We start from the raw sequence: 25811 nt of genomic DNA, 5'->3' as shown, positions 1-25811 counted from the left end.
CGGATCGGTTTGATTCGTCGTCAATTGTACAAATGCAGATATTAAGCCCATCTCAGACCTAAGACCGACGAATTTTCCCGTTAACAACAAATTTTGTACTTTAGAAATTACAAAATAAAATAAATGAAGCTATATCCTATACAGTGCGGAAAATTCAAGTTAGATGGTGGTGCCATGTTCGGTGTTGTCCCGAAAAGTCTCTGGGAGCGAACGAATCCGGCGGATGAAAGAAACCTGATCGAACTCGGAACCCGCTCACTTTTAGTGGAAGACGGTAAGAAACTGATTCTGATCGATTGTGGACTTGGAAACAAACAGGACGATAAGTTTTTCGGCCATTATTCCCTTTGGGGCGACGATAATTTAGATAAAAACCTTAAAAAATTCGGTTTCGTACGCGATGACATCACGGATGTTTTTCTTACGCATCTTCATTTCGATCACTGCGGTGGTGCGATTGAGTGGAATGCGGACCGCACAGGCTATCAGCCCGCATTTAAAAATGCACAGTTCTGGACCAATGAAGAACACTGGAAGTGGGCTACAGAACCGAATCCACGGGAAAAAGCGAGCTTCCTTAAAGAAAACATCCTGCCCATGCAGGAAAGCGGCCAATTGAATTTTTTACCTACACCGCTTACGGGAAATTATGGTTTTGCACCAGACCTTAAAATGGACGTAATCTTTGTAGACGGACATACCGAAAAACAAATGCTGCCGGTGATCCGCTATCAGGACAAAACAGTGGTTTTTGCTGCAGATCTGATCCCTACAGCCGGGCATATTCCGCAGGTGTATGTGATGGGTTATGATACACGACCCCTTTTGACAATGGAAGAAAAAGGAAAATTCCTGAAACAGTGCATCGATAATGAATATCTGCTGTTTTTTGAGCACGATGCGCATCACGAACTGGCAAGCCTTAAAATGACGGAAAAAGGCGTACGCCTCGACGAGACCTATTCGCTGAATGACATTTTCGGCTATTAAACTTCGAAGCAATTAATCATGAAGAAAATAATCGGAATCACCGGTGGTATTGGCTCGGGAAAAAGTACGGTCGCTGAAATCATCGAAGAATTCGGCTATCCCGTCTATTATTCTGATGACCTCGCAAAGGAAATCGTAAATAATGATGCTGAACTTCAGTTAAAAATCCGCGCGCTGCTCGGAGATGAAGCTTATGATGCGTCCGGTAGGTACGATCGGGCGTTCGTGGCACAAAAAGTTTTTGATAATGTTAACCAGTTAAATCAGCTAAATTCACTGATTCACCCTGCTGTGAAGAAAGATTTTGAGCGTTGGGTGGAAGATCAGGACGAAACATTTCTTTTCAAAGAAACCGCGCTTCTTTTTGAACTTAAGCTGCATGAAGCCTGCGACCGCTCCATTCTGGTCACGGCCGATGATGAAATCCGCATAAGACGTGTAATGGAACGCGACAACAAAACAACCGGGCAAGTGCAGGCCATTATCAACAGACAGATGCCTGAAAATGAAAAAGCTGCAATGGCAGATTTTGTAATATTTAATAACGAAGGTTTTGCTGAGCTGCGAAATGCGACAAACCTTGTTCTAAAACAGCTTGTCGCATCTTTCGACCAGGAAAATTCTTAAACCTTTTAATTTCTGTTTTTCACCAAAACCCAGCCCGTGTATTCGGTCACTGTGGTAAATCCAGGTTCTATCCATCTCATCACATACCAGTAACTGCCGCTCTCGACTGATTTTCCGGAAATTTTCCCATCCCAGCTAAATCGGTTGTTGTTGGTCCCTGTAAATACAGTCTGGCCGCGGCGGTCAAAAATCACCAGATAAGGTTCAGATTTCTTCATCAGTCCTGAATAATCGAGCAGATCGTTCTTACCGTCGCCATTCGGTGTAATTACGTTAAAACGCTGAATGACATTAAAATCAACAGAAACAGGCTTGCAGTTATCAGCTGAAATCACGTACACTGTGTGGTCGCCACCCGGAACATTGTTGAATACATTGGAAGACTGATAATTAAAGTTATCGATGGCATACTGATAAGGTGACGTTCCGCCAGTGACGTTAACCGTAACCGTGCTGCCCACAATTTCGACACTCACAATTTCAGGCAGCGACACCGCCGTCACCGAAACGTTTTGTCTGTAAACGCAGGTACCCGAGGTGAGATCAACCCAATATTCACCGACTGGAACTGTAATTGAGGACGTGGTGGCACCTGTACTCCACAAATATTTGTCGAAGCCCGATCCCGCATTGAGCACCGTTGTCGCTTCAGGACAGATCTGCTTATCGGAAAGTTGTTCAGATTTCTTTGGAATCTGAATATTCACCGTCAGCTTCCCGATCACATCGCAATAAGTGTTTTTATGTAATCGCAGATAGTAAACACCTGTTCCGGAAACATTTACCTGATTTGAAATACTGTTTATTTTCTTTTGGGCATCCGCCAAAGTCAAATAGTAAGTGGCCACAACTCCCGGATCTGAGGTAAATTCATTAAGGTGATTCGCCAAATTAACAGATTTCACAGCATCAAAATCATCATCGCATTCTATTACTGTAGCGCTCGCTTGGTCTAGCGCCAGTGAATTTCCGACTTTGAAATCAATCTGCTGTTTTTCGGCCGGACAAACCGATGAATAAGCTCTTACATAAACAGTAGTGTCGGCAGAATATGTCCAGTCATCAGGCAAAAGTGTTCTGAAGTCTGAGAAAAGGGAATATTCTACGGTAAAGAGCGTGGAGTTCTGTACAATCAATGGCGTGATGGTCGAAAATTTCACGTTGACGAAACCGTCGAAATCATCATCACAATTCACCGCACTGTACGCCGCAATATTCCACTTCGGTTTTGGCGAATCGGTTACTGTCACTGCCTGTTGATAGCGGCAGCCATCAGCATTGGTAAACTCAACCGTGTAGGTGCCGGCACCAGCTGTAATTGTTTGGGTGGTGGCTCCTGTGCTCCACAGAATTGCGGTGTAGCCTGATCCAATATCCAAAGTTGTGGTAGAACCCAGGCATACGGAAACATTTGCAGGAAGTGTGGGTGACGGCGTGGCTTTTTTAAATATAATATTCAGAACTCCAATTTCATCACACAATCCGGACCGTGAGAATCTGTAGTAGAATGTTTTGTCCGCCATGATGGTCTGATTGGCTACGATTGCAGAAGTATTATTCTGAGCATCTGTTAAATTCGGGAAGAATTTCACCGTTGTGGATGCATCTGCCGTAAACATTGAAACAAAATCATTCAGATCGATATCTTCGGTGTTATCCTGGTTGGTGTCACAGATCAATTTTGACTGTGGAGTCGCGACTGTAAATTTAGTGCCGGTTTTAAGCTGAATTTCTTTAATGATAGTCGGACAGCCGTTCGGCGCCTCCACTCTGATCCACACTGAAGTGTCGCCGGTGAAGGAGAAAATTCCCGTGATGTTATCATTCAGACCTGCCGTTGCTTTAGGCAGCGTATCATAATATTTCACGACAAAATCAGATGCCTGTACCAATACGACCGGCGTTACCGTAGTTAAATCCACCTTATAAGTGCCGTCGATCTTGCCGTCTACATCTTCATCACAATGCAATTTGGTGTATAGGTTCTCTTTAACTTCAGGAGCTAACTTAGATTTAAGCTCCACCTTCGCGACGGAAATACAACCTATGGAATTGACCAGGCGTATATAAATAAAGCCGTCAGCGGAAGTATAGCTGGTAAAATTCAGGATTTCATCTCCCGGAATGTCATTTTGCGCGCCGGCAAATGTTTTAAAATAAGTCTTGATGAGCGATGTGTCCGGCGAAACGGGCGCAAGGCTCAAATTATAGGTCGCAATACCGTTTGTGGAACACTCCTGAAGCACTTTGTCATCATACTTTTCGATCATGTTGATGGTAATCTGCACCGTTTCGCAATCCGGGATTGCACCGATGCCACAAAAAGAGAATTTAAAAGTATCCGTTCCGCTGACATTCGGATTGGCGGTATAAGTCAGCTTACCGTCTGCTGCGATGGTTACAGTTCCTTTTGTGGGAGGAGTAACAATCTGAACAGTGGACGGATTCACGGTTTGGCTGCTTAAAGCGAAGGTTGGCGTGATGGTTTCGTTTCCACAGCTGTTGTAGTCGTAGTTGGTATAGGTCGTACAGTTGTAGAATTTGAAATCCTGGGTCTGTATCTCATCGCAGATTCCCTGTTTTACTTTTACAGCATAAATCCCCGCTTGTGGAGGTTCGTAGGTATAAGTATTATTGATTCCGGGCGCCGGGCTATAAGTTCCGTCGGGGTTTTTAATGAGCCATTCATAAGAATCGAAACCTGCGGTAACTTCAAGCTTTACTCCCGGGAGACAGTCACCCGCCGTCTTTAAGATTAGTGGTATAGCAGAAAATCCCGCGAAATAACCGCCGTAACCAAAAGCGGCATTTCCACTTGCGATTCCGGCCGTGACGGCTTTGTCAGATTCTATGGTGATATTTCCTGTAACACCCGGGATCGAATAGGTAACCCACGCTTGCTGCGCGGGAATGTTGGAGGTGTCAAACGGCCCATATTGCGCATTGGGTACCACTCCATTTACTTTTACTACCGCACCTTTTGCAGTAATGATATTCAGTTTCGTGAGAAAAGATTCTGTCGCATCATTCAGCGCCATTTTATTGATGTTACTTATCTCATCAATTTTTTTAGGCAAATAACAGTTCAACGGTGGAATATAATTCATGCCACCGGTGGCTAAAAACGCCGTTCCGCCTTCTACTCCGCCCAGGAGCTGATACACATACACATTCTTGTCGGTTTTTATGCGCAGGTTGTAATGATCATTCCCGCGATTGATGTAGTTGGCTTCACTGATCAAATAGTAATCTCCTGCGGTGGCAAGTGTTGCGAACGGCACTGCAGAATCATTGAGGTAGATCGCCGTATTGTTTTCGGTAGCAACCACCATCGCGCCTTCCATATTGTTTCCGATGGCGCCGTAACCTTTCACGATAGCGAACTCATCTCCAAGCTTATCCACCGGAACCGACTGGTCCATCAATATATCCGAGCCTTCGCTTTCGTCTGAAGTGGCGTACTGACCGTTGAAATTTCCGTTACTCATCGAGATTGGTTTGTCGGCAGTGACCGTCGCACCTATGAAACCTTCGCGGTTGTTCATGTTACTGGCTCGCGCGTCCAGGATAAATGATTGGCCTTTATTCAAAGTAAATGTGAAACTGGACGCAGTGCCATACGCATTGAATGTCAATACTTTTTTAAAATTATTCACAGTGACCACCGTATTGTCTTCTGTAGCCAGTATACTTGCCGAAGCACCGAGGTTCGTGGAACCATGAAGATTAGGTGCCATTACCGTATAAAACTTCTTACCGATGCCCGCGGTGCCTTTTGAGGTGATGATTTCGGCGTGGTTACTTACTTTGAACCTAAGATTCGCGAAGCACGGTCTCTCCGCCTTCACGTAAAGACCTTTTGTGCCTATGCGGTGCAGCTCCGTTACGGAAGAAGTAATGATAAAATTTCTTGAAATGCTGATGATAGCCGGATTTCCCTTGCTGATGGTACGCTGATAAACCAATAGGTTATTGCTGTACACTTCAACATTGAAAGGCACGGTTTCATTAGTGGAAAGATGTAAAAATTGCGAAGGACCTGGGTTGCTCTGCCCGTCATACATCGGTGCAAACCAGTGCTCCCGGTCAAGTTGCGCACTTATAGTCGTATAGAAAAATAGCAGTAAATAGGGTAAAAGTTTTTTCATGAATATAGCGAAATCTACACAAATGTAGTTTTTTTATCTATAATTAAGACATTTTAACAGTTTGACTTTATTTAAAGATTTAATTAAAAGATGATTTTGAGGCATAAAAAAATCCGGCAGATTGCTCTCTGCCGGATAGTAGATTAGGATTTTTATACCTTAATTTTTCAAGCTCTGCATATCGATTACAAAGCGGTAGCGTACATCACTTTTAAGCATTCGCTCATAAGCTTCATTGATGTCCTGCATCTTGATCATTTCAATTTCCGGAAGAATATTGTGTTCCCCACAGAAATCTAGCATTTCCTGGGTTTCTTTGATCCCGCCGATCACCGAACCTGCCACGGAACGCCTACCGCCGATCATTGGCGGCGTGAATAATGCATCCTCCATCTTGCCGATATAGCCCACAAGCACCAGGGTTCCATCCACCGCGAGTGTCGAGATGTACGGATTGACGTCATGGTCGTAAGGAACGGTATCGATGATGAGGTCGAATTTACCTTTCGCCGCTTTCATTTCGTTTTCATATGTGGAGATGATGACCGCATTGGCGCCCAGATCCAGCGCATCCTGAATCTTATCCGGACTTCTGGAAAAGAGCGTCACTTCCGCACCCAAACCTTTTGCCAGTTTGATGGCCATGTGACCCAGACCGCCAAGCCCCACTACAGCCACTTTGCTGGCTTCTTTCACATTCCAGTGTTTCAGGGGAGACCACGTCGTCACGCCTGCACAAAGCAATGGAGCCACCGCTTTCAAATCTAAATTTTCCGGGATGTGCAGACCAAAAGCTTCGTCTACCACCACTTTTTCGGAGTAACCACCGAACGTATGTCCGCCAAGAAACTGGTCTTTGCCGTTGTACGTGCCTACAGAACCGTTTAAACAGTATTGTTCAAGATCTTTCTTACAGCTTTCGCACTCGCGGCACGAATCTACAAGACAGCCAACGCCGGCCAGATCGCCGACTTTAAATTTAGTTACATTCTCACCCACTCTGGTGATCCGGCCAATGATTTCGTGACCTGGAACAGAAGGGTATTTGGTTCCGCCCCAATCGTTACGTGCAGTGTGCAGGTCGCTGTGGCAGACGCCGCAGTATAAGATTTCAATTTCGATATCCGTTGCGGTAACGTCGCGGCGCTCGATCTGCATCAGTTCCAGATCTTTGTCCTTGGCTTCGGTCCCGAAAGCTTTTACGGTAGTACTCATATTTGTTTGGTTATTATAATTAAAAATGTATGACCCAAAATTAACGATTGCATAGCACGCTCACTCTTAAAGCTTTCCTAAAATTTCGAAAGTCTGAGGTTAAAATTTCTCAGTTAAATACTTCCAGTAGCGTTTGGGGACATGCTGAATGTGGAGTTTCATGTTTTTGCGCTCGGCGATATTGGTTTTGGTAAAATACCGCTGCCACATCGTCTGGTATTTGCGTTCTTCCTCATGATGCATTGCGGAGGCATTATTCAGCGCGTAAACCTGTTCTGGTTCGGGATAAAAAAACGTCGTTTCATTTAGATCGTAGATGACACCAAACCGTCTTTTCAGATCATAAATCATCCACTTTTGGTCGGCATACCGGTCTTTAAAGAACTTAAAACCCACCGGCAAAACATTGAAATCCGGCTCCACTTTAGCGAAAAACATGCCGTCTTCCAGTTTTTCAAACCTTACAAATGCGTGCAGCCTGTGTATTTCGCGGCCCATGCTTTTACAGATTTTGGCAATTTCGAGTATGGAAGGATCTCCGAAATTTTCAAGAACATTTCTGTCAGGGTTAAGAACGGCCTGGCGCACTGCGGCAAGTACCAGATTTGCGGCATCGGCACGTTCGGAAAGATAGACGAGCAACATTTGCTTTACACCATTTTTGCCGAGTGACTTTTCGAGTTTTTTTATGACCCGGTCGCCCTTGGCGGCATCGCTCACCACCGGATGAACGTGTGCAAACAGCGCTTCATTGAGATGATGCTGCTGACTGACGATCTCCGCGGGCTCGAAACGGTATTCGAAAACTTCAAAAACCGCTGTCATCAGACCTTCAAACGTGTCATCGAAAACTAACGTCGTCATTAGATTAAAACAGCGTCAGCTGCTGCGAGAAAGGATTTTGGTATTTTGATTTCGTTCCGGACAGGATGATATTGCGGAAATTTTGCTCGTCAATGAAACGGTTAAATACATTTGTTCCTTCGAACGAAACGAAATACTTCGCACGGTTCACGGCAACGCCCATCTTCTTAAGGTTCTCGAGTGTAAGTTTCTGGAATTTTCTTGCCATCAGGATCTTTCCGGTAGATTTGGTTCCGATGCCCGGCACACGCAGGATCATTTCTTTCGGCGCCGTATTGATGTTCACCGGGAATCTCTCGCGGTTTCTGAGTGCCCAAGCCAGTTTCGGATCGATCTCAAGATCCAGGAATGGATTTGAAGGCTCGACAATCTCATTGGCTTCAAAACCATAAAACCTCATCAGCCAGTCAGCCTGATATAATCGGTTTTCGCGCTGCATCGGTACCTGTGAATGGATTGAGGGCAGGCGGCTGTCTTCTAAAACCGGAACATAACCGGAATAGTACACGCGCTTCAAATTAAAATTCTGATAAAAATGGTCGGCAACTTTAATGATTTTCAGGTCAGTTTCATTGGTTGCGCCCACAATCATCTGCGTTGACTGACCTGCGGGCGCGAACTTCGGTACTTTTCGGAAAATTTTCTTTTCCTCTTTGTACAGGATGAGCTCGTTTTTCACCAAACTCATTGGCTTGATCATTTCCGAATGCGATTTGTCCGGCGCAAGCAGTTTCAAACCCTGCTCGGTCGGGATTTCGATATTGATGGAGAGCCTGTCTGCATAAAGTCCGGCCTCTTTCATCAGTTCATCACTCGCTCCGGGAATAGATTTGAGATGGATATAGCCATTGAAATTGTGCTCAAGCCTCAGTTTTTTAGCCACACGAACCAGCCTTTCCATCGTGGTATCGGAATCTTTGAAAATACCCGAACTCAGAAAAAGTCCTTCAATATAATTTCTGCGGTAAAAATTGATCGTCAGCTCCACCACTTCCTCTACTGTGAAAGCTGCGCGTTTTACGTCGTTGGTTTTGCGCGAGACACAATAAGCACAATCGAAAATGCAGTGATTGGTCAACAGAATCTTGAGCAGCGACACACACCGGCCGTCTTCGGTATAGGTATGGCAAATTCCGGACGCATGGCTGTTGCCGAGACCGCCTTTGTTTTTGCGTGTACCGCCACTCGATGAGCAGGATACGTCGTACTTTGCAGCATCGGCTAGGATTTCAAGTTTCTCCTGAATGCGCTCGAAATTCATTTGATTATGTTAAATTTAAAACACAAAAATAGTAAAATAATTTTCAATCATATGGAATTCAAGTATGAAATAATACCATTTAAATAATTAAATTTTTCAGCTTTAAAGCCATTAAAAACGCTACCCTTCCATCCTACATAATCACCAACTCAATTACTCAAAAAATCATTCCCTCAAACCCTCAAACTCCGGACTCTCCCGCGATATCCACACACTTACATTTCCCGCCGGCACCGGGAAATTTGCCCAGCCGTTTTCATCTAATAAAACAGCTTCCGGAAACCAGTCCATTAAATCAATAAATTCATGTCCTGCATAACGTTCACCCATCTCCATTGAGATTTCGCAAGCATCACTGTTGCTCATCGTCACCGCGCAGCCTGAATGTATATCATTTCCTTCACGAACCCAACCAATGCAGTTGGCATCCTGGAAATAATCGTGCTGCGCGCCGTACGCAAAATGTTTTCGGGCCTTCAGCAACTCCTCGATCTTTGCGACTTTATCTAAAAATATTTCCTGGTCGTTGCCTTCTTTATCTTTATCAATGTAATGCGCACCGAAAAGATCCGGATAAAAAATGCACGGGTAACCATCCTGCCGCAAAAGGATCAGCGCATAAGCGAGCGGTTTAAACCAGGATTCCACCGGCGCTTCCAGAGCCTGCAGCGGTTGCGTGTCGTGATTGTCAACAACGGTGACGGACAAAAGCGGATTGACCTGCGTGAGCGTATCATCAAAAATGGTCCGAAGATCATATGCTGCACCTGAATTGGAAGCCTGATGAAAATTTTGTTGCAGCGAAGAATCAAAAAGGCTCATGCAACCTTCGGTAGCAGCGATGTATTTTTGAAGCAGATCCAGCGCGCCCGGTGCCCAGTATTCACCTACCGCAAAAATATTCTTACCTGTGTTTTCGCGCAGAATGTGCAGCCATTCTTTGTAAAATTCAGGCGACTGGTGTTTCACCGCATCAAGCCGAACACCGTCAAAGGAAACCTGGTCATGATACCACTTCGCCCACGCGTTCAGCTCGGCACGTACAAACGGATTGCGGTGCTCAATATCATTGTACATCAGATAATCATAGTTTCCCTTTTCATCATCAATGAGTTCTTCCCAGCCATCACCATGCTCATGAATGATCTGAAAAATTCCTTCTTCCTCACCTTCCGCATAATCAACACCTGAGAAACAGGTGAAATTCCATTCAAATTCTGAATATTTTCCGTTTCTACCCGGGAAAGTAAATTTCGTATAACTTTCTATCTCAAAGGGTTCGGAAAGGTTTTCCTGGCGGTTATCGGGATTGACCCTGATTGCATGGAATCGCTCCTTCTCGTCGCCGCCGGCTTTGTGATTGAGCACGATATCGGCGATGACGGAGAGGCCTTTTTCCTGTAAGTTCCGGCAGGCCGCGAGATACTGTTCGCGCGAACCGTATTTGGTGTTCACGGTGCCTTTTTGGTCAAATTCACCCAAATCATAGAGGTCATAGGGGTCATAACCATTTGAAAAACCGCCGCCCGCTGCTTTATACGCCGGTGGCATCCAAACGGCGGTGATGCCGAGTTCTGCAAGGTAATCTGTGCTGTTTTTGATCTCTTCGTACAGTTTCGATTCTCCATCCGAATACCAATGGAAAAACTGAATCATCGTAGCGTTCGTCATTATTTTGAATATGAAAGCCAAGTTAACAAAATTCGACCCAAAGTTCAGGGCACGAAAAAAGCCGCGCGGTGCGGCTTTGTATATTTAAATAATTTAGGATGAAAACACGCCTGTTGTGGCCAAATTTTCAAATTTAAATTAATTATTTGCGTGCGGTAAGGTTCAGTTCAAGATCTACATCCTGAGAGATCATCCAGTCTTTCGGGTCGCCTTCAGTACCATAAGTCAAGCCCCAATCCTGTCTGTTGATGGTGAATTTAGAAACGATATTCAGGCTGTCTGCAGCTACATCCACTTTCGCCGGGAAGCTTACGTTCACCGTCTTGTCTTTGATGGTCATGTTTCCGCTAACCAGTTTGTTGGCACCTTCAGTTTTAGAAGCCGTTCCTGCCGGAAGATCTTCCACTTTCGTAATGTCAAATTTCACAGTGGGATATTTTTCAGTATCGAAAAAATCTGCACTTTTTAGGTGGGCATCAAGGTCTGCTGAAGTTTTACCGTCGCTCATTGCAGGATCTACTGCTGCAGGATCGGTTGTAAGGGAGTTGATATCAGAAACCAGTGATCCTGAAACCAGGTTACCATCCTGAACCGAAAACGTTCCGGAAGTGGAAGTGGTTCCGAACCGTGGGTTCAAACCGCCTTTGTGATATGCCGTCCATTTTACAGTGCTGGCTGCAGAATCTATACTTAATGTTTCACCTGCCTGCGCAGCCACTGCCTGCTCGCCAGCTACAGTAACTGTATCAGATTTAGACTCAGAACATGATGCCAACATAAACACCGAAAGCGCCAGAATTGATAATTTTTTCATTTTTTTAAATTGTTTAATAATTTTAAGCGGCAAAAGTACTGTGATTGAACTGCAAACGCCTTGACGTATGTTAAGAAATGGTTCTCGAAAGGAAGTTTCACGTTTCAGATGACTTACGGAAACAGGTTTTGAGCTTAAGATCTGCGCGAATTTTTCATTCGCGCCGCTACTTTATTCGAATTTTCGTCGGAAGACCCCTGCAGTTCATTGATGATGTTCATATAATCATGCGCTTCCCGGTTCTGCGAAAGTTTCGATGCGATGTGGATTTCGGTTGGGTAAATATTGATGCCGAAAGCGCCTTTCATTTCGTTTCTGATATTTTCCTCACCAATGGTTTCGGCGAATACCGGACATTTTTGTTTTTGCTCAAACTTTATAGTAAGCTTCCGCAAATGATCGTAAAGCTCATCATCCGTCATCAGTTTTACAGTTCCCCGCACCTGCACCGCTTCATAATTCCACGTGGAAACATTGATATGATCATACCACGAGGATGAGATATAGGCATTCGCGCCCAGAAAATCACAAAGCACCTCATCGCCGTCCTCCAACACATGAGCCTGCAGATTACCTTTTGAAACATGGGTTTCGAGAAAAAAATCCGGCTCAGATTCGTTAAGAATGAACATAGAATGCGTCGCCCAGAGTTTTTCCTTGTTGGAAATTAAAAGCGCAAACGCATTTTCAGTGATGATTTCTTTCATCAGCTGCCGGTCTTCGCTTTTATAGATTTGCGGGATGTACATTCTGTGCTATTTGCAGATGGCTTCTGATATCTTAAGCAGTTCAGCATCGGTATTTCCGAGCGAAACCGCTTTTTTAAAATCTTCGCAGGCGCTTTTCAGGTCGCCTTTAGTGAGAACGATCTTCCCTCTTTGAAAAAAAGCATTCGGGTCCTGCGCCACGGTGAGGTATTTATTTAAATCTGCCACCGCCGAATCCGGTTTTCGCAATGTATTGTAAAGCATCGCCCTGTTGTAATAATTTCCGGCGTACGATTCGGGATCCAACGTGATAGCTTTGTTTAAATCTTTCAGCGCCAACTCATTTCTATCAGTCATGCTGTAGGCGAATGAACGCAATGAATAAAGCTTAGCCTCGCTGTAGCCTAATTTTTCGGCCATACTGAAGTCGGTCACCGCCGCCTCATAATTTTGCATCATATTGTAGGATAGTCCACGCGCAAAATAAGCCTCGGCCCGCGCGGGATTTTGGTTGATTGACTTTGTAAACAGTTCCAAAGCCTGCTCAAACCGTTGGTTCGACATCTCGGTTTTGCCCTGCTGTAGGTATTTTGCATCTTTTTGTGACGCACAGGAAACGAGCATAAACAATAAAATTAAAGCTAAAACTTGCTTCATAGGTTTAAAAATAGATTTTAAAAGAGCGTGTCGGGCCTTTTCGGAATTGAAATATTTAAATGTTTATAGGCTTTTTCGGTGACCTCACGGCCGCGCGGCGTTCGGATGATAAAGCCTTCCTGGATCAGGAATGGTTCGTATACCTCTTCCAGCGTTTCAGGATTTTCACCGATCGATGTGGCCAAAGCCGAAATTCCGACAGGTTTTCCGCGGAAGTTTTCGATCATCACGCGCATGATCTTATTATCCATGTCATCAAGGCCGAATTCATCGACATTCAAAGAATTCAATGCAAATTTGGTGATGCCGATCTCTATTTCTCCGTTGCCTTTTATTTCAGCAAAATCCCGCACTCTTCGCAGTAAGGCATTAGCAATTCTCGGTGTACCGCGGCTTCGGCGCGCAATCTCGAGGGCGGCATCTTCGTAGATTTTCACTCCCAAAACACGGGCACTTCGCTCGATGATGATGCCGAGAAGTTCGACTGTATAATATTCTAATCTGGATTGTATCCCGAATCTCGCGAGCATCGGTTTGGTGAGCATCCCCGAACGCGTGGTGGCGCCAACTAAAGTAAAAGGATTCAAACCAATCTGAACAGAACGCGCATTCGGGCCGGTCTCCAGCATAATGTCGATCTTGTAATCTTCCATCGCCGAATAGAGATATTCTTCCACAATAGGCGAAAGCCGGTGAATCTCATCGATAAAAAGCACGTCGTTTTCTTCCAGATTGGTGAGCAAACCAGCTAGGCTTCCCGGCTTGTCGAGAACCGGACCCGACGTTATCTTGCAGCCCACACCCAGCTCATTCGCGATGATATTGGCTAAAGTGGTCTTTCCCAATCCCGGCGGACCGTGCAGCAACACATGATCCAGCGCGCCACCGCGGTTTTTTGCCGCCGCCACGAAAACTTCAAGATTATCCAAAGTCTTGCGCTGACCCGCAAAATCCTGAAAACTCTGCGGCCGGATCTTCTCCTCCTGCATCAGCTCGTCATCCGTGAAATTATCCTTGTCTGGACGTAAAAAATCGGGCATTTATTTAAATTTAGTCAAAGATAGAAATTTTGGAAAGGAAAATTTAAGGCAGATACCGAAACTAAAGCAGCAATATTTGAACGCACGAAATTGTTCATGCCGGCTTCGGCATTGCGGTTTCTAAATTCGTAAATTTGCGCAGATATGCTTTCAACACCTCAAAAACAAAGAATCGCTTTGTCAGCGTACTTTTTGTTATCGGGAATCTGCTTTTCTTCATGGGCTTCAAGGATTCCGACACTAAAAACCAACTACAATTTGTCCGAAGAAGACTTGGGAAACCTGCTGATGATCATGCCCGCAAGCGCCATCATCGGCATTCCGCTTTCGGGCTGGCTTGTCGCGAAATTTGACAGCCGAACTCCGTTGCAGATAGCGAGTGTAGCCTTCCTGATTTCACTTTTTTCATTGAGCTGGAATCTCTCGATCTTCGGCATTGCCATCGCACTCGTGCTTTTTTCTGTTGCTCTGAGGATTATTAATATTGCCATCAACACGCAGTCGCTTGCGATTCAGGAAAAATTTGAGAAGAAAATCGTGGGTTCATTCCATGGAGTTTGGAGCATCGGCGGTATTTTGGGCGTGCTTTTCTCAACGGTAATGCTTAAATATAACATCTCCATTTTCTGGCATTTCCTCTTCATAGCGATATTTGGCTGCTTAATTATACTGAGCATGTTTCCGTTTCTGATTAAAAATGACAGGGCAAAAGTGGGTGCGAAATTCAAACTCGGAAAACCTTCAAAATACATTACGTTATTAGGTTTCATGGTCTTTTTTGCGGCCATCTGTGAGGGCGGCATGTACGACTGGAACGGCGTTTATCTCAAAGAAGTGGTCAAACAGGAAGTTTTCACCTATGGTTATTTGCTTCTGATGATCTGCATGACGGCTTCGAGGCTGACGATCGATAAACTGATGGAACGTTTCGGGATGCAGAAACTCTACATCACAGGCTCGCTGATGGTGATGCTGGGCGTGCTGATCGCCGTAGTTTTCCCGACGCTTTATCCGGTCCTCCTCGGTTTCTGCATGATCGGTTTCGGGATTTCAGGCCTGTATCCGATGACCTTCATTTTGGCCGGGAAATCGAAAAAATATTCTATAGCCATCGTGATGTCGATTATCAGCACCTACTCTACCGTTGGTATGTTTCTGGGTCCGCCGCTGATTGGTTATCTGGCGCACGCTTTCGGTTTACAGAAAGCATTTATCACGTTTATAATCGCGGGTTTTATGTTCATTCCACTTTCGAAAATGGTTTTCAGCCATTTGAAAAAAAGCGTTTAAATTAGCATTCAAAGCTGGTCGTAAGAATTTAAATTAAAAATTTACATGAAATTAATCGGTCCGTTCAAACAGATAATCACTTTAGCTAATCTACCGTTAAGAGGAAAACTTTCCGATGAGCAGCTGGAGATCATTAAAAACGGGGGAATTCTTCTCGAAAACGGAATTATTCAAAAAGTTCAGGATTTTAATGATTTAAAAACAGAATTTCCTGAGGCTGACATTGACAAAATTGAAGGTGAACAGGTTTGTCTACCTGCATTTACCGATTGTCACACGCACATCGTTTTCGGCGGAAACCGTGCGAATGATTTCGCGATGCGGAACGCCGGCAAAACCTATCTTGAAATCGCCGAAAGCGGCGGTGGCATCTGGAGTTCTGTGCAGCACACACGAAATGCGTCCGAACAAGAGCTTTTGAAAACTACTTTAGAAAGAATCAATACACTTATTTCTCAGGGAATCACGACGATTGAAATAAAATCCGGTTATGGTTTGGATGTGGAAAATGAGCTTAAAATACTGCGCGTCATCAAAAAAGCGCAGACCATGACAAAAGCCACTTTGGTTCCGACCTGTCTTTCCGCGCATCTGAAACCGCGCGATTTTGAAGGCACTTCTGAAGAATATCTCAATTATATTCTCGAAGAGATTTTACCTAAAGTTAAAGCTGAAAATCTCGCTGAAAGAGCGGATATTTTCATCGAAAAATCAGCTTTTTTGCCCGAAGAAAGCAATAACTTCCTGTTGAAAGCCAAAGAAATGGGCTTTCAATTGACGGTTCATGCAGATCAGTTCACCTCCGGAAGTTCGCGCATTGCCGTGGAAGTCGGTGCGAAATCTGCCGATCATTTAGAAGCTACGGTTGATGAAGATATAGAATATCTCGCAAAATCTGACACGGTCGCAGTCGCGCTTCCCGGTGCGAGTTTGGGCCTGGGCGAAAAGTTCACACCGGCGAGAAAAATTCTCGATGCCGATGGAATTCTGGCCATTGCCACTGACTGGAATCCGGGTTCGGCACCGATGGGAAATTTAATCACACAAGCTTCAATCTTAGCCACATTTGAAAAACTTTCAACCGCTGAAGTTTTGGCTGGAATTACGTTCCGGTCGGCCTTCGCATTGAATCTAGAAGACCGGGGAAGACTCGAAAAAGGAAAGAAAGCCGATTTTGTCACTTTTAAAACCGACAATTTCCAGAACGTGTTGTATCAGCAGGGAAGCCTCAGAGCGTCGCACGTCTACATCGGCGGCGAAAAGATTCACTAAAAATATTTATCTTTAAAACCATAAATTTTAATCTTAATGAGCAACTTAGATATGTGGGAAGTTTTCATCCAGACAAAACCCGGATTATCCCACAAACACGCGGGAACAGTGCAGGCACCGACCGCCGAAATGGCGCTTCAGGCTGCACGCGACGTCTACACGAGAAGAATGGAAGGCACATCAATTTGGGTGGTTCCGAGCAAATATCTGGTGACTTCTGAAGGCGTGGATAAAGAAGCATTCTTCGATCCGGCCGATGATAAACTATACCGCCACCCTACTTTTTACCAGATCCCGAACGATGTGAAAAACATGTAGGAAAAGACTGGTAGAACCAGGATCCAAGAGTCAAGAAACAGGTCCTCTCCCACGTTCTTAATTCTTGAATCCTGGCTCTTGACTCTCGGCTCTTGACTCTTGAATCTTGGCTCTTGACTCTTGGTTCTTGGTTCTTGGTTCTTGACTCTTGCCTCTCGGCTCTCGACTCTTGGCTCTTGGCTCTTGGCTCTTGGCTCTTAAAATAAAAAAAATGAATCCACTATTTAATTATATCTTAAAACTTGCCGATGACACCCTGATTTTCGGGCAAAGACTGGGCGAACTTACCGGCCAGGGTCCGTATCTGGAAGAAGACATCGCGCTTACCAATATCGCGCTTGATTATCTGGGGCAAAGCAATAATCTCTACAAATACGCAGCGCAGATTCAGGATCAAGGGAAAACCGAAGACGATCTCGCTTTCCTTAGGCTTGAAAAAGAATATCTGAACTGTCAGCTGGCCGAACTTCCGAACGGAGATTATGCCAACACGCTTCTCAAAGTCTATTTCTTCGCTGTTTACCAGAAGATTCTGTACACAGAACTGATGAAGAGTAGCGATGAACAGCTTGCCGCGATCGCGGAAAAATCTTTAAAAGAAGTAAACTATCATTATACACACACTTCCACGTGGATTAAAATGTTCGCCGGCGGAACCGAAGAAAGCAAGTCACGGGTGAAAAACGCGGTGGATAACCTTTGGGAGTATACGGGCGGAATGTTTGCCGAAACTCCGGGCGAAAGCGAATTGGCAGCGCTTGATGTAGTTCCTGCTGCCGGTTTTCTAAAAGATATCTGGCATCAGGTCATCAGAGAAGATTTCGGAAACTTTGGCATTGAAACTCCAGAGAGCCAGTTTATGCAGAAAGGCTCGAGAACAGGTTACCACACCGAATATTTCGGCTACATTTTGTGTGAACTGCAGTATATGCAGCGGACATATCCTAATTGCGTGTGGTAAACCAATGTGCTAATTTGAAAACTGAACCTCCTAAAAACTTTCAAAACCCGGCCAATAGCCACATTTTCAAATTTCCAAATTTTCAAATTACCACATTTCCAAATTTTCAAATTTTCAAATTAACCAATGCAGGACTTACTCGGCCTTTTATCGCAAATTCCTGATCCCGAAATCCCGGTGATCAATATCGTTGAGCTGGGCATCGTTCGCGAGGCGAAAATGGTTGCTGAAAACGAGGCTGAAATCGTGATTACGCCTACGTATTCTGCCTGTCCGGCGATGTTTAATATTGAGGAAGACATCACCAAACTTTTTAAAGCAAACGGAATTTCCGCTAAGGTCATCACTAAAATCGCTCCGGTTTGGACCACCGACTGGATTACCGATGAAGCACGCGAAAAACTGCGCGTTTATGGAATTACGCCCCCCGAAAAAGGAAATCACGCTGATCATTTGAATATTGCAAAAAAATGTCCGCGCTGCGGCTCAGAAAACACTAAACAGATCAGCCGTTTCGGCTCTACACTCTGCAAAGCCAGCTACCAGTGCAACGACTGCCTCGAGCCTTTCGATTACTTTAAATGTCATTAGGGAAATTTGAGAATTTGAAAATTTGAGAATTTGAGAATTTGAGAATTTGAGAATTTGGAAATATGAGAATGTGAGAATTTGAAAAAGTGAGAGTACTTCCCTGCGCCCGAGATGACATGAGCTTTGGGAATTTGAATAGGTGTTCATTTGGAAATGATTCGCGACGCTATTTTCTAAGTTCAAATCAGACTTGAATCTTTATCTTTGTTAAAAACACCTGTCTAAATCATCAAATCAACAAATTTTCAAATTTTCAAATTAGCTCATTTTCAAATTAACCCATTTTCAAATTTTCAAATTAGAACCCATGTATACCCAAATCGACATTGAACTGCATCTTGACGGCCGACTTCAGATCGCCTACCTCAATCAGCCCGAAACCTTTAACAGCCTCAACAAAACCCTGCTTTCAGAGTTGCGCACATTCGTGAAAGAGAGTAGCCGAAACCCTGAGGTGCGCTGCATCGCCATTTCGGGTCGCGGTAAAGCCTTCTGTTCCGGACAAAACCTTAAAGAAGCGCTTTCACTGGGCGACACCAAAGACGAAAGAATTATACAGCGGATGGTGATCGATTATTACAATCCGCTGGTAAAGGAAATCGCAGCCTGCCGAAAGCCTGTGGTTTCGTTGGTGAACGGTCCTGCGGTGGGCGCCGGCGCCATGCTGGCCCTGATCTGCGACATCACACTGGCGACAGAATCGTCTTATTTTTCACAGGCGTTTGTAAATATTGGACTCATTCCGGACACAGGCGGAACCTATTGGTTGCCGAAAATCATGTCGCGTCAGCAGGCGAATTATCTGGCTTTTACAGGAAAGAAAATTCCGGCTTCAGAAGCTAAAAGCATGGGCTTTATTGCAGATGTTTTTAAAGACGAAAATTTTGCAGCTGAATCGATGGAGGTACTCACTACGCTTTCAAACCTGCCAACAAAAGCCATTTCATTAACAAAAAAAGCTTTTAATGAGTCGTATGACAATACGCTGAAGCAGCAGCTTGACGTTGAAGGAATCCTGCAGCAGGAAGCGGCCGAATCTGAAGATTTCATGGAAGGCGTGACGGCGTTTTTAGCGAAAAGAAAACCGAATTATCAGGGGAAATAGACAAAAGATGCAAGAACCAAGAACCAAGAAGCGGGTGGAATCTCAAATCTCAAATCTCAAATCTCAAATCTCCAAGGTAGGAATCATCGGCTCCGGCACCATGGGAATCGGCATTGCACAGGTTGCGGCAACTTCCGGTTGCGAAGTTTTTCTTTACGATGCAAACAGTGCACAAACCGAAAAATCTTTGGTAAATCTACAGACAACGCTGGATAAACTGGTTGCGAAAGACAAAATTTCAGCGCAGAAAAGTCAGGAAATCTTCGGAAATATAAATCCGAGCACGGAACTTTCAGATTTTAAAGACTGCAATCTGGTCATTGAAGCCATCATCGAGAATAAGGAAATTAAAACAAAAGTCTTTCAGCAATTAGAAGAAATTGTATCAGAGGATTGTATTATTTCAAGTAACACTTCTTCGATTTCAATCACGTCACTTCAGGCCGAACTCAAAAATCCCGGGCGTTTTATCGGTATCCATTTTTTCAATCCGGCACCGCTAATGCCTTTGGTGGAAGTGATTCCGGGACTTTTGACCAAAGACAATTTAGCTCAGGAGATCTATGCTTTAATGGAAAGTTGGAGCAAAACACCGGTGATAGCCAAAGATGTTCCCGGATTCATCGTAAACCGTATTGCAAGGCCTTTTTATGGCGAAGCTTTAAGGATTGTTGAAGAAAATATCGCCACGCCGGAACAGGTTGATGACGCGATGCGCTCTTTGGGCAATTTCAAAATGGGTCCTTTTGAGCTGATGGACCTTATTGGAATCGACGTTAATTTTTCGGTCACCAAAACTGTTTATCAGGATTATTTTTACGACCCTAAATACAAACCAAGCCTGCTGCAGCAACGGATGAGCGAGGCGAAACTGCTCGGAAGGAAGACCGGAAAAGGGTTTTATGATTATTCTGCGCAGAGCCGGGAGCCAAGCGCCAGGAGCCAAGAGCCGAGAACCGAGAGCCAAGAGCCAGGAGCCAGGATTCAAGATCTCAAAGATGATAAGCTTTACGAAGAAATATTTTTAAGAATTATCTCGATGCTCATCAACGAAGCGGTGGAAGCCAAAAGACTCGGCATTGCGAGTGACGAAGACCTCGAAATGGCGATGCAGAAAGGTGTAAACTATCCGAAAGGATTATTGGCGTGGGGAAAGGAAATCGGCTTTGAAACCGTCTCCACTACTTTACAGGATCTTTACAGCGAATATCAGGAAGAACGCTACCGGCAAAGCCCGCTGCTTAGAAAATTAATTTGAAAATGAGGAAATTTGAAAATTTGAAAATTAAAAATAGGCGTCGCTCAGTATAGACACCTTTTTAGAACGGCGCGGCGGCAAATCCTAAAATCTTCAAATCTTCAAATCCTCAAATCTTCAAATTCTCAAATTCTCAAACCAACTCATTCTCAAATCCTCAAATTAACATATGTCGCCACACGAACTCGCCCAATACATGCTCGCTCAGGATCACTTTTCACAGTGGATGGGCATCAGACTCATCGAAGTCCGCGAAAAATACTGCCGTATCGAAATGCCGGTAAAACAGGAAATGATCAACGGTTTAAGAACTGTTCACGGGGGCATAACGTTTTCACTGGCAGATTCAGCACTCGCATTTTCCAGCAATAACACGAATGACGCTTCAGTAGCTTTGCACTGCGCGATGAATTTTACGAAAGCGGTGAAAATGGGTGATACATTAACTGCAGAATCTATTTTAATTTCCGATACCCGAAAAACCGGGGTTTATGATATTTCAATCCGTAACCAAAATGATATTCTGGTAGCTAGTTTTCGCGGCACGGTCTATAAAATTGATAAGAAAGTGACGAACTTATAACTTGAAATGTTTAGTTTTAGCGTTTTTTAACATTTTGACATTATAAATTCTTTCATGAAACAAACTTTACTTCTCTGCATGCTGATGTTTTCAGCATTTCTATCTTCACAGATCAAATTCGAAAACGGATATTACATCAACAATGCTGGTGAAAAAACAGAAGTCCTGATACGGGATCTTGATTGGATTGCCAATCCGGTTTCATTCCAATACAAACTATCCGAAGCTAATGAAGTGAAAACCGCCACCATCAAGGACGTGCAGGAATTCAAAGCCTACAATGGTGATAAATATGTACGCGCCAACGTACAAATCGACCGTGCGAGCCAACGGTTAAGCGATTTGACATACAAAGCTGAACCTGATTTTAAAAATGAAACGGTTTTCCTGAAAGAACTGGTAGACGGAAAGGCGCGTCTCTTCAAATACAGCGACGGCGGCATCAACCGTTATTTTTACCAGATGAACGACGGCGAAATTATCGCGCTGATTTACAAACCGTATTTGGTTTCCAATGACCAGGTTGCGTACAATATGGATTTCCAGAAACAGCTCAGAGAAAGTTTTACGTGCAAAACCGACACGCAGAGTAGTTTTACCAATATCCGGCATGAGGAAAAAGCGCTGATCATCTTATTTGTAGCACAAAACCGCTGCCTGGACCCGGACTTTGTAGAGGCTGAAAAAACCAAAACCAAACAGTTCAATGTGAATATCCGGCCAAGAGTTAATTTCAGTTCATTCACAGCACAAAACGCTGGTTATAACGTTGACACAGATTTTGGCAGCCAGACGACTTTTGGTCTGGGTCTCGAGCTTGAATACATTCTTCCATTTGGAAAGAGTAGATGGGCCATTGTTGCGGAACCCAATTACCGCTATTACAAAAGCAGTTTAACGCAGTTCAGAAACGATAGTTACATTTTCACTCCGATAGACTCCACAGTAGATTACAAAACCATCGAGTTGCCATTCGGCATTCGGTATTATCTGCATCTGTCTCCCAAATCTAAGCTATTTGTCAATGCACTGTATGTTTTTGATATCCCGGTGGGCGCTGATTCGTCAATTAAACGTGAGAATTCGGTATTTCTGGAGACCGATTTTGAGTCGGGTGTAGAAGCCGCGGCAGGATTCGGTTTAGGCTACAGTTTCAACAATAAATTTGGCGCGGAGTTCAGGGTTTTCACAGACAGGTCGTTTTTCCCAGAAAACAGAGGTTACACGAGTAATTTTAAAAACACTTCGTTCATCCTGAGCTATAACCTTTTTTGACAAGCATTCTTATAGCACTGTACCATCTGAATTAGAGACTTCAAAATGATATTTGCGTTAAAAAAGTTTAATCAATGCGCGTTTAAAAAAATTCCCAATGTTCGAGTGGCGGCAATAGCTATGTATCGCCGTAAAACCGGCGTTTATTACATTTCGATCACCAATCAGCACAAAGTTTTTAATGGCTTCTTTCCAGGGAACGGTGTATAAAATTGATAAAAAAGTCACGGATCTTTTAAACTTCACTTTCTAAATCTTTTTAATGAATACAAAATTACTCTTTGCACTGCTGTTCGTTTGTGGATGGTCTGCAGCACAAATCAAATTCGAAAACGGTTATTACATCAACGATGCCGGTGAAAAAGCAGAAGTGTTGATTAAAAATGTTGACTGGGATTTAAATCCCACATCTTTCCAGTACAAAAATTCAGAGTCGGAAGAAGTAAAAACCGGTGATATAAAAGACGTAAAAGAATTTAAAGTATATAATGGAGCCAAGTTTGTACGCGCGGATGTAAAATTAGACCGCTCAAGCTCTGTTTTAAGCAGTCTAAGCACCCAGCGGGCACCCAAATTTGTAGAGGAAACCCTGTTTTTAAAAGAGATGGTTGACGGAAATGCTCGTCTTTATAAATATCGCGAGGGAAATCTTACAAGGTATTTTTTCCAATTAAATAGTGGCGAAATCACGCAACTGATTTACAAGGCCTTCCTAATTGATCATAATAAGGTTGCATATAACAACGACTTCCAAATGCAGTTGGAGGAAAATTTTATATGTGCCAGTGTAAACGAACGAAAATTCAAGAATATTAGATATGGGGAGAAAGAACTTGTTGATTTATTTGTAGCTCAGAATAGATGTCTGGACCCTGATTATCAGCAACCCGAACAAAAAAGATCTGACAGATTTAACGTGAATATCCGTCCCAGAGTTAATTTTTCTTCATCTAACCTCACCCGGGCCGATGGACCAATTCATACAGATTTTGGTAGCCAAACAAATTTCGGGTTGGGAATAGAGTTCGAATACTTTTTACCTTTCAATAATAATAAGTGGGCCGTTATCGCAGAACCAAATTATCGATATTTTAGAAATACAGTTAATCAGGATTTAAATTACAGTGTTCCTGCCAACCTTGAAACTTCCGTAGATTATAGATCCATCGAGATACCATTTGGTATACGCTATTATATACATCTAAGCGACAATTCAAAATTTTTTATTAATGGTCAATACGTAGCAGATGTTCCTATGAACTCAAAAATAGAGATCTACCGCAATCCAACTTCTTTATTAAATAACAATTTAGATGTTGCATCAGATCCTGCATTAGCTTTTGGGTTAGGATACAATTACTTAAATAAGTTTGCGGCTGAATTCAGGATTTTCACAAATAGAGGAATTACCGCAGATTACATTTCGTTTACATCAGAATATAAATCCATGTCAATAATCTTGAGTTACAATCTCTTCTAGAGAGTTATTGAGTGTTTAAATATTTAAGTATTCGGGTGGCTAAATATTTGGCTGCCCGAATACTTTTTTGAATGCCGCCATAAAAGCTTTAATCACGGCGAAAAAGTGGATGCACAGAGACCACTAAGCGAGGCTAAACATCGGTTGCAATTTGACCACAGAGAAACACTGGACTCACAGAGGACATGCAGGATTTGCGAATTTAAGGGTGTTGAAAAATGACTTAGGAGATTTTTGCGTTATAAAATTATCAATGAGTTTCGTTAAAAAATTTCCTTTGTCTGAGTGGCGGCAAGCCATTTCAATCGAAGAAAACCAATTGTCTCCGCCCGAGTTTAGGAAATTTTAGAAACTCATTGATAATTTTAGCAAAAAGATCCAAGTCTTGATCTTTTGGTTCTTTTGCATCAAGGCAAAAGAACTAAACCCCCGCGCAAACCCGCGCTTTCAACTTCCCTAAAAAAAAATTAAAAATATTTTTTTTAAAAAGATGTAACAAAAGCGCGAACTTCACTGTCTTACCTATAAACTAAGCTATGACTCATGCAATCTTTAAGGAAACGGTATTCTGTCTCAAGGATGAGATGTACCGTTTTGCGAAAAGATTTGTGCTGAGCAGTGACGAGGCTGAGGATGTGGTGCAGGACCTCATGATGAAGTTCTGGCAGAAAAAAGAAGAGCTGGTCACCTTCGGAAACATCAGATCTTATGCAATGCGCTCGGTAAAGAATGAGTGCCTGAACAGGTTAAAGCATCACGACGTGAAAATGGGTTTTGCAGATTTTCAGCTTCACAGAAGCGAGCTTTATCAGATGGAAACCAATAATATGAAAGAGCATATTCTCGGTTTCATCAGGCAGTTGCCCGAAAAGCAGAAAGCCGTCATTCACCTCAGAGATGTAGAAGAATACGACATTTCAGAGATAGCGGAAACGCTGGACATGGAAGAAAACGCAGTAAGGGTCAACCTGATGCGTGCCAGACAGAAAATTAAGGAACAGATCACCCAATTGATGAATTATGAAAACCGACAAATCTCAGGATAAATACAGCGAAATCTTTCAGGAGCTCAGGGAAGAGAAGATGAACTGGGATTTCGAAGACTTCCTGGCCCAAGCTGAAAAAGAGGAAACACCGGTCATTAAGATCTCCGAAAAGAAAAGTGCGTCTTTTCCGAAGTTTTACTGGCTCGCGGCAAGTGTTGTACTGCTTGCTTCGCTTGGTTTTTTCCTTAAATTTTCAAATGAAACCGGGATCGGTGAGCAGGATCAGCTGGTGAGATCTGAAATCATTAAACAGAAAGAAACCCTAAACCCTGAAATCGGGTACGCCGCCCTTCAGCAGAATGATTCCATTAAAACCGACAGCCTTAAAACCGAAAGTCCGGTTACCACAGATGCCGAAATAATGGATAAAATACTGCCCAAAAGAGGCTGGATCAAACGGAACACGCGCCCTGTCTATGTACAGAACAGCGCGCCTGAAAAATCTGCAGAGAAAAATACCGAAACAGCGCCGGATTACAACAGCAGTTATGTGATCATCAACGGGCAGCGGATCGAGGATGAGCAGGAAGCCATCGATGTGGCCAAATATTCCTTCCGCATCCTGTCCGAGAATGTTTCGAAAACCGTCGCACAGACCGATGTGCTGGGCGACTATAGCGACTATTAACCTTACAATC

At 43.7% G+C, this 25811-nt stretch carries 23 protein-coding genes; 14 read left to right on the top strand and 9 right to left on the bottom strand.

The features are described 5' to 3' along the window. Window positions 1-123: 123 nt before the first annotated feature. Together QEP06_RS09120 and coaE are read left to right on the top strand one after the other, a co-directional pair. A complete protein-coding gene (locus QEP06_RS09120) occupies window positions 124-990 on the top strand; it encodes an MBL fold metallo-hydrolase (protein ID WP_285269978.1) in 867 nt (288 codons plus the stop codon). An 18-nt stretch (window positions 991-1008) separates the two neighbouring features. Continuing rightward, window positions 1009-1617 (top strand): dephospho-CoA kinase, encoded by a 609-nt coding sequence (coaE, locus tag QEP06_RS09115; RefSeq protein WP_285269977.1) that lies wholly within the window; start codon window positions 1009-1011, stop codon window positions 1615-1617. 5 nt (window positions 1618-1622) lie between these two features. Here the strand turns inward: coaE and QEP06_RS09110 are convergent, their stop codons facing one another. The 9 genes from QEP06_RS09110 to ruvB form a co-directional block, all read right to left on the bottom strand. Beyond that, window positions 1623-5765, bottom strand: a complete 4143-nt coding sequence (locus tag QEP06_RS09110; RefSeq protein ID WP_285269976.1) for a T9SS type B sorting domain-containing protein — start codon at window positions 5763-5765, stop codon at window positions 1623-1625. Between the two features lie 159 nt (window positions 5766-5924). Next, window positions 5925-6980: an NAD(P)-dependent alcohol dehydrogenase gene (locus QEP06_RS09105; protein WP_285269975.1), complete on the bottom strand. Its 1056-nt coding sequence runs from the start codon at window positions 6978-6980 to the stop codon at window positions 5925-5927. Window positions 6981-7079: 99 nt separating this feature from the next. Then, window positions 7080-7844 carry a TIGR03915 family putative DNA repair protein gene (locus tag QEP06_RS09100; protein ID WP_285269974.1) on the bottom strand — a complete coding sequence of 255 codons (765 nt, stop codon included), beginning with the start codon at window positions 7842-7844 and terminating at the stop codon, window positions 7080-7082. Window positions 7845-7848: 4 nt separating this feature from the next. Then, window positions 7849-9105, bottom strand: coding sequence for a putative DNA modification/repair radical SAM protein (locus tag QEP06_RS09095; protein WP_285269973.1), 1257 nt, complete (start codon window positions 9103-9105; stop codon window positions 7849-7851). A gap of 165 nt (window positions 9106-9270) precedes the next feature. Then, complete coding sequence (locus QEP06_RS09090) at window positions 9271-10776, bottom strand: alpha-amylase (RefSeq protein ID WP_285269972.1); 1506 nt, start codon at window positions 10774-10776, stop codon at window positions 9271-9273. 142 nt (window positions 10777-10918) lie between these two features. Next, a complete protein-coding gene (locus QEP06_RS09085) occupies window positions 10919-11590 on the bottom strand; it encodes a YceI family protein (protein ID WP_285269971.1) in 672 nt (223 codons plus the stop codon). A 134-nt stretch (window positions 11591-11724) separates the two neighbouring features. Continuing rightward, window positions 11725-12339, bottom strand: coding sequence for an FMN-binding negative transcriptional regulator (locus QEP06_RS09080; protein ID WP_285269970.1), 615 nt, complete (start codon window positions 12337-12339; stop codon window positions 11725-11727). 6 nt (window positions 12340-12345) lie between these two features. Continuing rightward, window positions 12346-12954, bottom strand: coding sequence for a tetratricopeptide repeat protein (locus QEP06_RS09075; RefSeq protein ID WP_285269969.1), 609 nt, complete (start codon window positions 12952-12954; stop codon window positions 12346-12348). A gap of 17 nt (window positions 12955-12971) precedes the next feature. Then, on the bottom strand, window positions 12972-13994 hold the full coding sequence (ruvB, locus tag QEP06_RS09070; RefSeq protein ID WP_285269968.1) for a Holliday junction branch migration DNA helicase RuvB: 1023 nt from the start codon (window positions 13992-13994) through the stop codon (window positions 12972-12974). A 144-nt stretch (window positions 13995-14138) separates the two neighbouring features. Here ruvB and QEP06_RS09065 point away from each other — a divergent pair, with 144 nt between their 5' ends. The 12 genes from QEP06_RS09065 to QEP06_RS09010 all read left to right on the top strand — a co-directional run bounded on the left by QEP06_RS09065 (window position 14139) and on the right by QEP06_RS09010 (window position 25801). Then, window positions 14139-15284, top strand: coding sequence for an MFS transporter (locus tag QEP06_RS09065; protein WP_285269967.1), 1146 nt, complete (start codon window positions 14139-14141; stop codon window positions 15282-15284). A 45-nt stretch (window positions 15285-15329) separates the two neighbouring features. Then, window positions 15330-16556, top strand: coding sequence for an imidazolonepropionase (gene hutI / locus QEP06_RS09060; protein ID WP_285269966.1), 1227 nt, complete (start codon window positions 15330-15332; stop codon window positions 16554-16556). Between the two features lie 36 nt (window positions 16557-16592). Next, on the top strand, window positions 16593-16874 hold the full coding sequence (paaB, locus tag QEP06_RS09055; RefSeq protein ID WP_251832189.1) for a 1,2-phenylacetyl-CoA epoxidase subunit PaaB: 282 nt from the start codon (window positions 16593-16595) through the stop codon (window positions 16872-16874). Window positions 16875-17085: 211 nt separating this feature from the next. After that, window positions 17086-17835: a 1,2-phenylacetyl-CoA epoxidase subunit PaaC gene (paaC, locus tag QEP06_RS09050; RefSeq protein ID WP_251832190.1), complete on the top strand. Its 750-nt coding sequence runs from the start codon at window positions 17086-17088 to the stop codon at window positions 17833-17835. Between the two features lie 126 nt (window positions 17836-17961). Continuing rightward, window positions 17962-18426, top strand: a complete 465-nt coding sequence (gene paaD / locus QEP06_RS09045) for a 1,2-phenylacetyl-CoA epoxidase subunit PaaD (RefSeq protein WP_285269965.1) — start codon at window positions 17962-17964, stop codon at window positions 18424-18426. Between the two features lie 307 nt (window positions 18427-18733). Continuing rightward, complete coding sequence (locus QEP06_RS09040; protein ID WP_285269964.1) at window positions 18734-19531, top strand: enoyl-CoA hydratase-related protein; 798 nt, start codon at window positions 18734-18736, stop codon at window positions 19529-19531. Between the two features lie 100 nt (window positions 19532-19631). Then, entirely contained in the window at window positions 19632-20789 is a 1158-nt protein-coding gene (locus QEP06_RS09035; protein ID WP_285270087.1) for a 3-hydroxyacyl-CoA dehydrogenase NAD-binding domain-containing protein, read from the top strand. A gap of 169 nt (window positions 20790-20958) precedes the next feature. After that, window positions 20959-21372 carry a PaaI family thioesterase gene (locus QEP06_RS09030; RefSeq protein ID WP_285269963.1) on the top strand — a complete coding sequence of 138 codons (414 nt, stop codon included), beginning with the start codon at window positions 20959-20961 and terminating at the stop codon, window positions 21370-21372. A gap of 54 nt (window positions 21373-21426) precedes the next feature. Then, window positions 21427-22647, top strand: coding sequence for a porin family protein (locus tag QEP06_RS09025; protein ID WP_285269962.1), 1221 nt, complete (start codon window positions 21427-21429; stop codon window positions 22645-22647). 262 nt (window positions 22648-22909) lie between these two features. Next, window positions 22910-24127 carry an outer membrane beta-barrel protein gene (locus tag QEP06_RS09020; protein WP_285269961.1) on the top strand — a complete coding sequence of 406 codons (1218 nt, stop codon included), beginning with the start codon at window positions 22910-22912 and terminating at the stop codon, window positions 24125-24127. 536 nt (window positions 24128-24663) lie between these two features. Further along, a complete protein-coding gene (locus tag QEP06_RS09015; protein WP_285269960.1) occupies window positions 24664-25173 on the top strand; it encodes an RNA polymerase sigma factor in 510 nt (169 codons plus the stop codon). Then, window positions 25148-25801 (top strand): hypothetical protein, encoded by a 654-nt coding sequence (locus QEP06_RS09010; protein WP_285269959.1) that lies wholly within the window; start codon window positions 25148-25150, stop codon window positions 25799-25801. The genes QEP06_RS09015 and QEP06_RS09010 overlap by 26 nt, the downstream gene beginning before the upstream one ends. The last annotated feature ends 10 nt before the right edge of the window (window positions 25802-25811 follow it).

Origin of the sequence: Kaistella rhinocerotis (genome assembly GCF_030243905.1) — a bacterium.
GTDB lineage: Bacteria > Bacteroidota > Bacteroidia > Flavobacteriales > Weeksellaceae > Kaistella > Kaistella rhinocerotis.
This window is presented reverse-complemented; position numbering and strand designations above follow the sequence as displayed.